This window comes from Actinospineispora acaciae DSM 45401, from assembly GCF_000620785.1.
GTDB lineage: Bacteria > Actinomycetota > Actinomycetes > Mycobacteriales > Pseudonocardiaceae > Pseudonocardia > Pseudonocardia acaciae.
In genome coordinates this window covers 110,382-122,540 of record NZ_JIAI01000013.1, presented here as the reverse complement: position 1 = coordinate 122,540, position 12,159 = coordinate 110,382, and the positions used below count along the sequence as shown (strand labels likewise).

Sequence of the window (12,159 nt, the reverse complement as noted above, 5' to 3'; positions counted from 1 at the left end):
TCCGGCGGACCATGCTTGGTGTGCGGCCGGAATTGGAGTGGGAGCCGCGGTCGGGTACCACGCGGGGCGCCGATCAGGGCGAGGACGGCGCGCCAAGAGGTCGAAACGGTCGCCGCCGCCAGCCGGGCGCCGTAGGCATGCCAGGGTCAGCAAACGGGGTAGTCCCACGATGCGATCGTGGCCTGGCTGGCGATCGGCGGCGCAGCGGGACAGTCGTGACGACCAACGTCGTGACGGCTAGGTCACGCGGACTGGACCGAGGCGGGCACCTCATGGGCACGGTCGGTCATGGTGCGGAATTGGTCAAGAGAAGTCGCCGGCGGCGCGACGGACCCGTTCCAGCAGCTCGGTGAGCTGGTCGGCCTGCCGGTCCGTGAGCCCTACCAGCCCGAAGTCGATCTCGGTGAGGCCCTTTGTCGCATCGTTGCGACGCGTCTCGCCGGCCTCGGTGATTGCGACGAGGGTGGCGCGCCGGTCGTTCGGATGAGGCGTTCTGCGGACCAGTCCGTCTGCTTCTAGGCGGTCAACGATGTTGGTCACGCTGGTCGGGTGGAGCTGCAGGCGCTCGCCCATGACTCTCATAGGGAGGCTGCCTCGTCGAGAGAAACTCAGCAACACGAGCGCCTCGTACCGGGCGAAGGTCAGGCCGTGAGGGCGCAGGGCGGCATCGGAGGCCGAGAGCAAGATCTGTTGCACCCGCATGACACTGGTTACCGCGGCCATGGTGCCCGAGGGGCCGATTCTGGACTCCCATAGCGACGCCGCTCGCGCGATGGGATCGAAGGGCAGCGGATCACGCGGCGTCATGTGCAACCACGCTAGCAGCGCGGACCGGCTCAGGCTGGCACCTTGGCGGCGAATGTCGGGGGCGCCCTCGAGATGTACCCGGGCCACGGCGGCATGAGTGGTGCAGGGTGGTCACATGCTCATTGCATTCAGCGTCGCGCCCTCGGGCGGCGGATCGGACAGCGTCGGGGACGTGGTGGCCGAAGCGGTCAAGGTGGTCCGCGAATCGGGACTGCCGAACGAGACGACGGCGATGTTCACCACGATCGAGGCGGCGACATGGGAGGAGGGAATGGCGGTAGTCAAGCGCGCGGTGGAGGCGGTGCAAGCGAAGGCGCCCCGCGTCAGCCTGGTGCTCAAGGCAGACATCAGGCCCGGACACACTGACCAACTGCACGCGAAGGTCGACAGGGTGAACCGTCGTCTTGCGGAGGGTGAGGCGGGCTGAGATCCGAACGGACAACAGGACGAACGCCTGCGGTTGATGCTCCGGGTGTCTTCGAAGGCGGAGGCGTCTCATAGGGGGACGCTTCATGAAGGCAGCGGTGCCCGGGTGGTGGTCCGGCGTAGCCGTCCGGATGAGGGGCTTGGAGCGCGCCGGCTCGGGCTGTTCGACGGGGTTGTTCGTCGGGGGGTGTCGGTCCGAACGGTTGTTGGTTCGGAAGGTTGCTGGTTCGGAATGGTGGCTGCCCGGCCGGCCGGGCAGCCACCACCTGATCAACCTTTGGCGATCCTGAGCGTGAAGAAGAACACGCCGACCAGGATGGCGGCGACGCCGAGCACCACGGCGATCTTCGCTTGCTTGGCCGACACCTCGCGCTGCATGCCGGGCACACCGAGCCCGATCGTGACAGCGCCGAGAACCCAGCCGGCGATCGGCATCAGGGCGGCCGCGACGACACCCAGGGCGCCGACGATCAGGGCGGCCTTGGCCAGGGCGGGGCTCTGAAGACGCTCAGTCTTCTTGCGGGCGTCGGTCACCAGCCGGTCGGCGACCGGGTTGTCCGAGGTCATGCGAGATCCTCTCCAAGAGATCTAAGTCGTCGGCCACGGGGGAGCGGCCGATGGTCGGGGTCCGGGTGGCACATGCCCATCCCAAACAAGTCCAACGACGGTCGTCGCATGTCGGTTCTCCGCCAGATCGGTGATTTCTGAGGTGAACGGTGCGTGACGGACGACACGATAGGAGGGCGCCAAAAGCTAGGACTTCCTACTATCTTGGCTAGGGTTCGGACACCTCGTCAGGGTCGGAGGAATCGTCGTGACCGAGAGCAGTCAGCGGACCGATACCGGTCAGCGGGACGGATGGCGGCGTTGGCGCGACCGGTTCGAGGACGCCGAGCGCACCGGCAAGATCAGGGACGCGGACTTCACCACCCTGTCCGGCGTCGAGGTCGAGCCGGTGTACGGACCGCGCGAGGGCGAGACCGTACGGGACTTCGACCGGATCGGTTGGCCAGGTGAATTCCCGTTCACCCGGGGCCTGCACGCCTCTGGTTACCGGGGGCGCAACTGGACGGTGCGGCAGTTCGCCGGCTTCGGGAACGCCGAGCAGACGAACAAGCGGTTCCGCGACATTCTGGCCGGTGGAGGCGGTGGACTGTCGGTCGCCTTCGACATGCCCACGCTGATGGGGCGTGACTCGGACGATCCGCGCAGCGCGGGCGAGGTCGGCCACTGTGGCGTCGCCGTCGACTCGGCCGCGGACATGGACGTGCTGTTCGACGGCATTCCGTTGGAGCAGGTCACCACGTCGATGACGATCTCCGGTCCGGCGGTGCCGGTGTTCTGCATGTACCTGGTGGCCGCCGAGCGGCAGGGCGCCGACCTGGCCAGGCTTGACGGCACGCTGCAGACCGACATCTACAAGGAGTACATCGCGCAGAAGGAGTGGCTGTTCGACCCCGAACCGCACCTGCGGCTCATTGGCGACCTGATGGAGTACTGCGTCCACCAGATCCCGCGCTACAAGCCGCTGTCGGTGTCCGGCTACCACATCCGTGAGGCCGGCTCGACCGCCGCGCAGGAGCTGGCGTTCACGCTCGCGGATGGCTTCGGGTACGTCGAGCTGGGGCTGTCCAGGGGCCTGGACATCGAGAAGTTCGCGCCCGGCCTGAGCTTCTTCTTCGACGCGCACGTCGACTTCTTCGAGGAGATCGCCAAGTTCAGGGCGGCGCGGCGGATCTGGGCGCGCTGGCTGCGCGACGTGTACGGGGCGCGCTCGGTCAAGGCCCAGCAGCTGCGCTTCCACACCCAGACCGCCGGCGTCTCGCTGACCGCGCAGCAGCCGGACAACAACATCGTGCGCACCGCGCTGGAGGCGCTCTCGGCGGTGCTCGGCGGGACGCAGTCGCTGCACACCAACGCGCTCGACGAGGTGCTCGCGCTGCCCAGCGACCGGGCAGCGCAGATCGCCCTGCGCACCCAGCACGTGATCGCCGAGGAGACCGGCGTGACCAACGTGGTCGACCCGCTGGGCGGCTCCTGGTACGTCGAGGCGCTCACGGACAAGATCGAGGCCGAGGCCGAGCGGATCTTCGATCGGATCAAGGACCTGGCCCGGCTGGCGGTGCCGTCCGGCGAGCATCCGATCGGCGAGATGACCTCGGGCATCCTGCGCGGCATCGAGGACGGGTGGTTCACCGGCGAGATCGCCGACTCGGCGTTCGTCTACCAGCAGGCGCTGGAGAAGGGCGACAAGAAGCAGGTCGGCGTGAACGTGCACACCGCCACGGACACCGACGAGCTGGAGATCCTGCGCATCAGCCACCAGGTCGAGCTGGACCAGCGGGAGCTGCTGGGCACCCGGCGGGCCGCGCGCGACGAGGCCGAGGTCCGCCGCCGGCTTGGCGAGATGGTGGCGGCGGCGCGCGGGTCGGGCAACATGATCGAGCCCATGTTGCACGCGGTTCGGGCCGAGGCCACGCTGGGAGAGATCTGTGGCGCACTCAAGGAAGAGTGGGGGGAATACCGTGAGCCTGCCCGATTCTGACCCCGGGCACCAAAGCGGTCGCCCGGCGACGGACGACCAGACGATGCGGCGGGCGCGGCTGATGTGGCAGGCGCTGGAGCCCTACCACGCCGTCACCTACTTCGCGCCGGAGTCGAAGCAGGCCACCGATGCGCTCGGGTGCAAGGGCGGCTGGATGAGCTACTTCGGGCTGCGCGCGGCCCCGCTGGGCGCGGCACCGGCCGAGCTGGTGACGGCCACGTTCTACAACTTCCACCCGGATCGGGTCGGCAGGGCGATCCCGGCGGCATGGGAGGCGGCGGCACCGGCCGACTTCCTGGCGGCGCGGGCGCGCAGCGTGGACGCGGCGTTGCGCCGGTTGCTCGGCGACGCCGTCGAGTCCGCCGAGATCGCGGAGGCGGCCGAGCTGGCGCGCGAGGCGGCGCTGGCCGCGCCCACCGCGGGCCGGCCGCTGGCCGCCGCGAACGCCCCGCTGGACTGGCCGGACCGGCCGCACCTGGTGTTGTGGCACGCCCAGACGCTGCTGCGTGAGTCGCGCGGTGACGGTCACGTGGCCGCGCTGGTCAGCGGCGGGCTCGACCCGTGCGAGGCGCTGGTCGCGTTCGCGGCCGACGGCCGGGCGGTGCCGGAGCGGCTGCGGGGCGCGCGGGGTTGGTCCGAGCAGGAGTGGGCGCAGGCGTGCGGGCGGTTGGAGCGGCGGGGGCTGTTGAACCCGGACGGGACGCTGACCGGCGACGGGGCGGCGCTGCGCTCCTGGGTCGAGGAGCGGACCGACCGAGGCGCGGCACCGTCCTGGGCGGCGCTCGGGGAGGAGCGGTGCGACCGGTTGGTCGAGCTGGCCGGGTCGCTGGTCGAGGTGATCGTGGACAACGGCGGTTTCCTCCAGGACAACCCGATGGGGCTGCGGACCCTGGTGTGACGGGGCGGCTGAGATCGAGGGCGGGCAGTTGCGGCGGCCCGCGTCCGAGCGTGTCAGGATGGAAGGGTGTCTCGACCTAATCCGCGACAGAAGGCGGCGATGACCTCGGCGATGGCCGGGGCGGTGGATCTTTCCGCGCTCCGGGCGCGTGCCGACGCCGCGCGCAGCGCCTCCGCCGGCGCCCCGGCCGGTGCCCAGCAGGGTGGCTCGGCGAACGGCGCGGCTCAGGCGCCCGAGGGCGGCTCCGGTTCCCGCTGGGTTGTCGACGTCACCGAACAGACCTTCCAGGCCGAGGTCCTGGAGCGCTCGCTGCAGGTGCCGGTGGTGGTCGACCTGTGGGCCACCTGGTGCGGGCCGTGCAAGCAGCTCTCCCCGGTGCTCGAGCGCCTGGCCGAGCAGGGCGGCGGCACCTGGGTGCTCGCCAAGATCGATATTGACGCCAACCCGAGGATCGCCCAGGCCTTCGGCGTGCAGTCGGTGCCGACGGTGATCGCGCTCGCCGGCGGCCAGCCGGTGGAGGCGTTCAGCGGCGCACAGCCCGAGCCGCAGGTCCGCCAGTGGATCGAAGCGCTGGTCAAGGCGTTCCGGGACAAGCTTCCGGGGATCAAGGCCGCCGAGGCCGGTGGCGCGGGCGGTGCGGAGGGAGCGGGCGCCGAGGAGCCGCCCGAGGACCCCCGGTTCACCGAGGCGGAGGCCGCGCTGGAGCGCGGTGACTACGACGCCGCCGAGGCCGCGTACGAGCGGATCCTGGCCGTCGAGCCGGCGAACGAACAGGCCGCCGCCGCGCTCGCGCAGGTCAGGTTCCTGGCCAGGGCCGAGCGGGCGGACCCGTCGGCGGTGGCCCGCGCGGACGCCGCGCCCGACGACGTGGCCGCGCAGCTCGAGGCCGCCGACGCGGAGGTCGCCACCGACAACGTCGAGGCGGCGTTCGCCCGGCTGGTGGCGACGGTCGGGCGCACCGGCGGCGACGACCGCGACCGGGTGCGCGAACACCTGGTGGGGCTGTTCGCGCTGTTCGCCTCGGACGACGGCCGGGTGATCGCGGCCCGCCGCGCGCTCGCCAGGGCGCTGTTCTAGAAGCGTTCTAGAAAGCGTCTACACACCGCACCCCGCCGGCCCGCCGAGAGCGCCGGCGCGGAACTGCTCGATGCGCCGGAAACCGAGGTCGCCCTCCGGCGCCCGGCCGGCGGCGTCCCGGGCGGCGAGGTCCTGGTTGATGAGCTCGTCCACCGCCTCGTCGATGTCGCCGGGGGAGAGCCCGAACCCGGTGCCCGCGCCCCTGTCGAACAGCGCGCGGGTGTACGCCCCGGTCAGGCAGACGGCGGTGCGCCCGGCCTCGGCGCCGCGCACCGGCCGGCCCAGCGCCCCCACCGCGGCGAGCGCGTACCGGCTGGCCACCAGCTCGCCGCCGGCGTAGTCACCGCGCGCGTAGTGCACGGCGGCCAGTTGGTCGACCGACGCGCTGAGCGTGCCGTCCTTCGCGCAGTACCGCACCGGCCCCTGCACGCCCGCGGCGCCCGAACACCCCGCCGAGCCCACCGCGAGGTCCGGCGCCCGCCACGGACGCCCGCGATCGCTCACCAGCCGCCCGAACCACGCCCGCGCGTCCGGGACCATCGCCTCCAGCAGCTCGGCCACCGGCAGGGTGCCGCCGGTGGCCGCGTCGCTGGCCGAGCTGAAGCCGCGCTGGGTGAACGTCTGGGTGCGCACGCTCATGGTGGCGCAGCGGCGCGCGCCATCGCCGTCGCCATAACCGTCCAGGAACGCCGACGCCCGATCGAACGCGTCGCCGTGCGCGTTGCCCCCGGCCGTCATGCCCACCGGATCCCGGAAGCTCAGCAGCGCCGACAGCGACCGATCCAACTCCGCCGGCGCCAGCCGGACCCCGGCCACCCCGCCGTCGACGGCGGCGCGCACCACCACGCCCGCGAAGCAGTCGGCCATCCCCTCCAGCAGGATCGTCGGGAAGCGGTCCGGCTCGCGGACCTGGTAGCCCACGTCGATGTCCAGCCGGTCCTGCACCGCATGGCCGATCTCGTGCGCGAGCGCGACCAGCACCGCGCCGTCGCCGTACTCCTCACGCAGCCGGGGCAGCAGCCCGGTGCGGTCCCAGGCGACGGTGTCCAGCCGGGGGCAGTACGCGGCCTGCTCGGCCAAATCCAGCGCGCGCCGCACACACGGCACCGGGGTGGCGGCGTCCTTCGGGTCCACCGCGTGGAAACCATGGATGTTCACCCAGCGCCGGCCGAACTCGACGGGGAACCGCTCGCGCCAGTACCCCTCCACGCCGGCCACCACGGTGGCGGCCAACCGATCCGACGAGGTACCGGTGCCGCCCTGGACGGCGGCCGGTGGCACCGGCACGGCGTCGGACGGGCCACCCCGACCCGCCGACGGCGAAGATCCGACCCCATCGAGCGGCTGCCCCGGCCGACCCCAGCCGGTGTGACCACAGCCGGTGAGCACCAGCGCGGCGACGGCGAGCAGCGCGACGGCCACCCGTACCGCCGCGGTGCGAGCCCGGTTACCCACGGCGGTCATTGTGCTCCAGAACGCGGTGGCCATCCGCGTTTTGGATCAACCGATTGGCTACCTTCCCCGGGTGATTGTGTTCGCGCGGCGCCTGCTCCCGGGCTTGCGCGACGGCTTCGCGGTGGTGCTGGCCGTCGCCGGCCTGGTGCTTGCCTGCTGGCTGTACGTGCGGTTCGGCAGCGGGAACTTCGCCCGGCTGGCGTCCACGGACATGTACTGGCACGTCGACTTCGAGTCGTTCTGGCAGTCCACGGTGGCGCTGCGCGAGGGCGCCGACCTCTACCTGACCGGCACGACGGCGGTCAACCTCAACCCGCCGCTGCTGGCCATCCTGATGCTGCCGCTGGCCTGGCTCCAGCCGCTGGCCGCTTACCACCTGTTCGCGCTGCTCAACCTGGTGCTGATCGTGGGCAGCGTGATCGCGGTGGCGGAGCGGGTGCGGCTGCGGCCCGGGTGGGCCATGGTCGCGGTGGGCGCGCTGTTGGCGTCCTCGCCGCTGCACGGCACGCTCGCGCTGGGGCAGGTGTACGGGCTGCTGACGGCCGCGATTACGGCGGCCTGGCTGGCACAACGGCGGGGCCGGACGGTACTGGCCGGGGTCGCGGTAGGGCTGGCCATCGCGCTCAAGCCCTCGCTGCTGCCGCTGCTGGCCTGGCCGGCGCTTCGATACCGATGGGACACGGTGGGAGCGGCGGTCACGACGGCGCTGGCGGCCACCGGGCTCGGCGTGCTGGGCGCGGGCTGGGACGCGACGGTGGAGTGGTTCGGGGTGCTGCACGCGGTGCGCCCGGACGGCTTCCTGGACAACGACTCGCTGGCCTGCCTGGCCGTGCGGTTCGGCCTGCCCACCTGGCCGGGCTACGCGGTGGCCTCGGTGCTCATGGTGATCACGCTGTACCGCGCAAGGCGCCGCCGCGAGATGGCGGTCTGGTCGATCACGGCCGCCGCGCTGCTGCTCGCCCCGATCGCCTGGAACAACTACCTGGTGCTGCTGGCGCCCACGGTGCCCCTGCTGCTGGCCAGGGGCCGGCTCACCGCCGCGCTGCCGCTGATGACCCTGCCGCTGGTCGGCATCGAGTGGTCGTCGCTGCTCGGCACGGACACCCTCGGCCTGCTGGGCATGTCGCTGTACTGCGGCATGCTGCTGACCTACTGGGCGGTACTGACGTTCGGCCCGGCCGACGTGCCGAAGCCGCGCCCGGTTACCGTCTCTGAGTGTCGTCGTTCGTCAGTTCCCGCGTCCGAGGGTCGGTGGCCGGAGCCGTCTCGATCGCTGTAACCGCCCTCGCGCTGGGCACGACGGCCTGGCTGTTCACCCGTTACCCGGGCGTGCTGGTGGGCGGCGTGGCGAACCCCGACCCCACCGGTCACGTCGACTTCGAGACGTTCTGGCGCTCCACGGTGGCGCTGCTGCACGGCACCGACACCTACCGGACCGGCTCGGTGCTGCCGAACCTGAACCCGCCGTTCCTGTCCCTGCTGCTGGCGCCGCTGGGCGTGCTGTCGGTGATGCCCAGCTACTGGGTGTTCACCGCGCTCACCGTGGTGGTGGTGAGCTGGTCGGTGCTGGCGGTGGCGCGCGAGCTTCGGCTGGGGGCGTGGGCGACGGCGTTCGGGCTGGTCGCCATGTGGGCGTGCTCGCCGCTGCACGGCACGTTGATGTTGGGGCAGATCTACGGGCTGCTGCTGGCCGGGCTGACCGCGGCCTGGCTGGTCCAGCGGCGCGGCCGCGAGCAGCTCTCGGCGGTGCTGCTCGGGGCGGTGGTGGCGTTGAAGCCGTCGCTCGCGCCGGTGCTGTTGATCCCGCTCATGCAGCGGAGAGGAGCGTCAGCGGAACGACCCTCGGCACGGCGGTGGCCCGCGCTGTGGACGGGCGTCGGGTCGGCGGCGGGGTTCAGCCTGGTCGGGGTGCTCGCCGCCGGTCCGTCGAGCGCGCTGGACTGGCTCCGGCTGGCCAGCTCCACGCCGGCCCCCGAGTTCGACGCCAACGCCTCGCTGCCCGGCGTGGTCGCCCGCCTCGGCGGCCCCGGGGCGATCGGCTGGCTGGTCACCGTGCTGGTGGTGGCCGGGTCGCTGTGGTGGGTCCGGCGCGCCGCGCCGTCGGCACGCCCCGGGACGACGGTCGGGCCGGAAGACGCGGCGATCTTCGCGGTGGCCGCCGGCTGCCTGCTCGCCGCCCCGATCGCCTGGCTGAACTACATGGTGATGCTCTGGCCGGGCGCGCTGATCCTGCTGCGGGCAGGGCGCTGGCACCAGGCGGTGCCGCTGCTGGTGCTGCCGGTCATCCCGGTGGCCTGGGGCAACCTCTGGATGGCCGACCCGCATACGGCGGGCGCGATCATCGGGCGCTCGCTGTACTGCGCGGTGCTGCTCGCCTACTGGGTGGCGCTGCTCGCGTTCTCTTCGGACCGGTCCCCGACCAGCCAGAGCACCCCCGCCGGCGGCACCCGCAGCACCGCCGAGGCGGGCCGGCCGTGCCACGGCGACGAGCTGGCCACCACCGCGCCCAGGTTGCCCACCCCGGAGCCGCCGTAGATCTCGGCGTCGGTGTTCACCACCTCGCGCCACCGGCCGGCGAACGGCAGCCCCACCCGGTAGTCCTCGTGCGGCACCCCGGCGAAGTTGGCCACGCAGGCCAGCGTCGAGCCGTCCGAGCCGTGGCGCAGGAACGAGAACACGTTGCCGGCGGCGTCGTTGGCGTCGATCCAGGAGAACCCGTCCGGCGAGTTGTCCATGCTGTACAGCGCGGGCTGGCCCCGGTAAGCCCGGTTCAGGTCGCCGACCAGCCGCTGGACCCCGGCATGCAACGGATCGCCGAGCACCCCCCAGTCCAGCGAGCGGCCCTCCGACCACTCGCCGGGCTGGCCCAGCTCACCGCCCATGAACAGCAGCTGCTTGCCCGGGTGCGCCCACATGTACGCCAGCAGCGCGCGCAGGTTGGCCGCCTTGTTCCAGTCGTCGCCGGGCATCCGCCCCCACAGCGAGCCCTTGCCGTGCACCACCTCGTCGTGGGAGAGCGGCAGCACGAAGTTCTCGGTGTACGCGTACACCATGGAGAACGTCATCTCGTTGTGGTGGTAGCCGCGGTGGATCGGGTCCTTGCCGACGTAGTGCAGCGTGTCGTGCATCCAGCCCATGTTCCACTTGAACCCGAACCCGAGCCCGCCCAGGTGCGTCGGCCTGGTCACCCCCGGCCACGAGGTGGACTCCTCGGCGATGGTCACCACCCCGGGGTGCGCCCGGTAGACGGTCGCGTTCATCTCCTGCAGGAACGACACCGCCTCCAAGTTCTCCCGGCCGCCGTAGACGTTCGGCTCCCACTGGCCGTGCTCGCGGGAGTAGTCCAGGTAGAGCATGCTGGCCACGGCGTCCACCCGCAGCCCGTCGATGTGGAACTCCTCCAGCCAGTACAGCGCGTTGGCCACCAGGAAGTTGCGCACCTCGCGCCGGCCGAAGTCGAACACGAGCGTGCCCCAGTCCCGCTGCTCACCGCGCCTCGGGTCGGGGTGTTCGTACAGCGGCGTGCCGTCGAACCGGGCCAGCGCCCACTCGTCCTTCGGGAAGTGCGCCGGCACCCAGTCGATGATCACGCCGTAGCCGGCCTGGTGCAGCGTGTCCACCAGGTAGCGGAAGTCGTCGGGCGCGCCGAACCGGGCGGTCGGGGCGTAGTACGAGCTGACCTGGTAGCCCCAGGAGCCGCCGAACGGGTGCTCGGCGACCGGTAGCAGCTCGACGTGGGTGAACCCGGTCTCGTTCAGGTACTCGACGAGCTCGCGCGCGGCCTCCCGGTAGTTCAGCCCGGCCCGCCACGAGCCCAGGTGCACCTCGTAGACGCTCATCGGCTCGTTGACCGGCGCGGACGCGTCCCGGCGCGCGACCCACTCCGCGTCGCCCCAGGCGTAGTCCGACGTGGTGACCACGGACGCGGTGGCCGGCGGCACCTCGGCGGCGAACGCCATCGGGTCCGCCTTCTCCCGCCAGCGCCCGTCCGCGCCCAGGATCCGGAACTTGTACCGGGCGCCGGGGCCGACGCCGGGCAGGAACACCTCCCACACCCCGGAGCCGCCGAGCGACCGCATCGGCTGCCCGCGTCCGTTCCAGCCGTCGAAGTCCCCGGCCACCCGTACCCCGCGCGCGGTCGGCGCCCACACCGCGAAGCTCGTCCCGTCGACGGCGCCGCCGGGGGTGTCGTAGGAACGCGGGTGCGCGCCGAGCACGTCCCAGAGCCGCTCGTGCCGGCCCTCGCCGATCAGGTGCAGGTCCACCTCGCCGAGGGTGGGCAGCCAGCGGTACGGGTCGTCGGTGCGCTCGGTGTGCTCGCCGTAGCGCACGTCCAGCCGGTAGTCGGCCGGCTTGTGCGGCACCAGCGCGGAGAACAGCCCGGCCTGGTGCACCCGGCGCAGCTCGTACACCTGCTCGCCGAAGCGTACGGACACGGAGTCGGCGTTCGGGCGCAGCGCGCGGATCACCGTCCCGTCGCCGCTCGGGTGGCTGCCCAGCACGGAGTGCGGGTCGTGGTGCTCGCCGTTGATCAGCCGCTCGGTGTCGGCGGCGCTCGGCGGGCTCGCGGGCAGCGTGGTCAGGTCGGACGACACCCCCCAGAGCCTAGTGATCCACCGCCCCGCACCGGTGCTGGAGCCGTACTGCGCGATGGTGGATCACGCGCTGTGCGAAATACGGTGACGCACCGTAACAAAGAGCCATCCGCCGAGCAGGATGCGGCCACCGGCCACCGGCCACCAGGCACGCGAGAGCTCGAAGCCGGAGTGGCCGCGAAAGGTGACTATCGCCATCGCCATGTGGCCACCCTCGTGTGCCACGGTGACGAGGAGTCGGTGAACACCACGAGCAACAACATCATGAAGCCCAGGCCGTGGGCCACGGGATGGCCTATAACCGGAACCGCGTCGACGTCGTTCACGCGCGGAATCTGGCAGCCCGGATAACGTTA

The 12,159-nt window shown here is 71.9% G+C and carries 10 protein-coding genes and 1 pseudogene; 6 read left to right on the top strand and 5 right to left on the bottom strand.

From position 1 onward, the window contains the following. Window positions 1-303: 303 nt before the first annotated feature. The gene (locus tag N912_RS0138525; RefSeq protein ID WP_028926614.1) at window positions 304-807 is read right to left on the bottom strand and encodes a MarR family winged helix-turn-helix transcriptional regulator; all 504 of its coding nucleotides are present in this window, start codon (window positions 805-807) and stop codon (window positions 304-306) included. Window positions 808-922: 115 nt separating this feature from the next. Here N912_RS0138525 and N912_RS0138520 point away from each other — a divergent pair, with 115 nt between their 5' ends. Continuing rightward, on the top strand, window positions 923-1,234 hold the full coding sequence (locus N912_RS0138520) for an MTH1187 family thiamine-binding protein (RefSeq protein WP_028926613.1): 312 nt from the start codon (window positions 923-925) through the stop codon (window positions 1,232-1,234). A 269-nt stretch (window positions 1,235-1,503) separates the two neighbouring features. On the opposite strand, the gene N912_RS0138515 is transcribed toward N912_RS0138520, so the two are convergent. Beyond that, window positions 1,504-1,800 (bottom strand): hypothetical protein, encoded by a 297-nt coding sequence (locus N912_RS0138515; protein WP_028926612.1) that lies wholly within the window; start codon window positions 1,798-1,800, stop codon window positions 1,504-1,506. 247 nt (window positions 1,801-2,047) lie between these two features. Between N912_RS0138515 and icmA the strand changes: the two genes are divergently transcribed. The 3 genes from icmA to N912_RS0138500 all read left to right on the top strand — a co-directional run bounded on the left by icmA (window position 2,048) and on the right by N912_RS0138500 (window position 5,753). Further along, window positions 2,048-3,778, top strand: coding sequence for a coenzyme B12-dependent isobutyryl-CoA mutase large subunit (gene icmA, locus N912_RS57345; RefSeq protein WP_037068811.1), 1,731 nt, complete (start codon window positions 2,048-2,050; stop codon window positions 3,776-3,778). 43 nt (window positions 3,779-3,821) lie between these two features. Further along, complete coding sequence (locus N912_RS0138505) at window positions 3,822-4,676, top strand: SCO6745 family protein (protein WP_028926611.1); 855 nt, start codon at window positions 3,822-3,824, stop codon at window positions 4,674-4,676. A gap of 99 nt (window positions 4,677-4,775) precedes the next feature. Next, entirely contained in the window at window positions 4,776-5,753 is a 978-nt protein-coding gene (locus tag N912_RS0138500; protein WP_028926610.1) for a tetratricopeptide repeat protein, read from the top strand. A gap of 18 nt (window positions 5,754-5,771) precedes the next feature. On the opposite strand, the gene N912_RS0138495 is transcribed toward N912_RS0138500, so the two are convergent. Continuing rightward, on the bottom strand, window positions 5,772-7,208 hold the full coding sequence (locus N912_RS0138495; RefSeq protein WP_156994297.1) for a neutral zinc metallopeptidase: 1,437 nt from the start codon (window positions 7,206-7,208) through the stop codon (window positions 5,772-5,774). A gap of 70 nt (window positions 7,209-7,278) precedes the next feature. Here N912_RS0138495 and N912_RS0138490 point away from each other — a divergent pair, with 70 nt between their 5' ends. Then, window positions 7,279-8,487 carry a glycosyltransferase family 87 protein gene (locus N912_RS0138490; protein WP_156994296.1) on the top strand — a complete coding sequence of 403 codons (1,209 nt, stop codon included), beginning with the start codon at window positions 7,279-7,281 and terminating at the stop codon, window positions 8,485-8,487. Further along, window positions 8,424-9,302: pseudogene (locus N912_RS66095) on the top strand (glycosyltransferase family 87 protein); the annotation flags it as partial. The gene N912_RS0138490 and the pseudogene N912_RS66095, both read left to right, overlap by 64 nt. Window positions 9,303-9,583: 281 nt before the next feature. Here the strand turns inward: N912_RS66095 and glgB are convergent. Together glgB and N912_RS64095 are read right to left on the bottom strand one after the other, a co-directional pair. Beyond that, complete coding sequence (gene glgB / locus N912_RS0138470; protein WP_028926606.1) at window positions 9,584-11,803, bottom strand: 1,4-alpha-glucan branching protein GlgB; 2,220 nt, start codon at window positions 11,801-11,803, stop codon at window positions 9,584-9,586. 63 nt (window positions 11,804-11,866) lie between these two features. Beyond that, window positions 11,867-12,007 (bottom strand): hypothetical protein, encoded by a 141-nt coding sequence (locus tag N912_RS64095; RefSeq protein WP_156994295.1) that lies wholly within the window; start codon window positions 12,005-12,007, stop codon window positions 11,867-11,869. Between the last annotated feature and the right edge of the window lie 152 nt (window positions 12,008-12,159).

Coding starts and splice junctions, on each gene's coding strand:
- N912_RS0138525 (WP_028926614.1), bottom strand. CDS start 807: ATGACGCCGCGTGATCCGCTGCCCTTCGATCCCATCGCGCGAGCGGCG.
- N912_RS0138520 (WP_028926613.1), top strand. CDS start 923: ATGCTCATTGCATTCAGCGTCGCGCCCTCGGGCGGCGGATCGGACAGC.
- N912_RS0138515 (WP_028926612.1), bottom strand. CDS start 1,800: ATGACCTCGGACAACCCGGTCGCCGACCGGCTGGTGACCGACGCCCGC.
- N912_RS0138505 (WP_028926611.1), top strand. CDS start 3,822: ATGCGGCGGGCGCGGCTGATGTGGCAGGCGCTGGAGCCCTACCACGCC.
- N912_RS0138500 (WP_028926610.1), top strand. CDS start 4,776: ATGACCTCGGCGATGGCCGGGGCGGTGGATCTTTCCGCGCTCCGGGCG.
- N912_RS64095 (WP_156994295.1), bottom strand. CDS start 12,007: ATGGCGATGGCGATAGTCACCTTTCGCGGCCACTCCGGCTTCGAGCTC.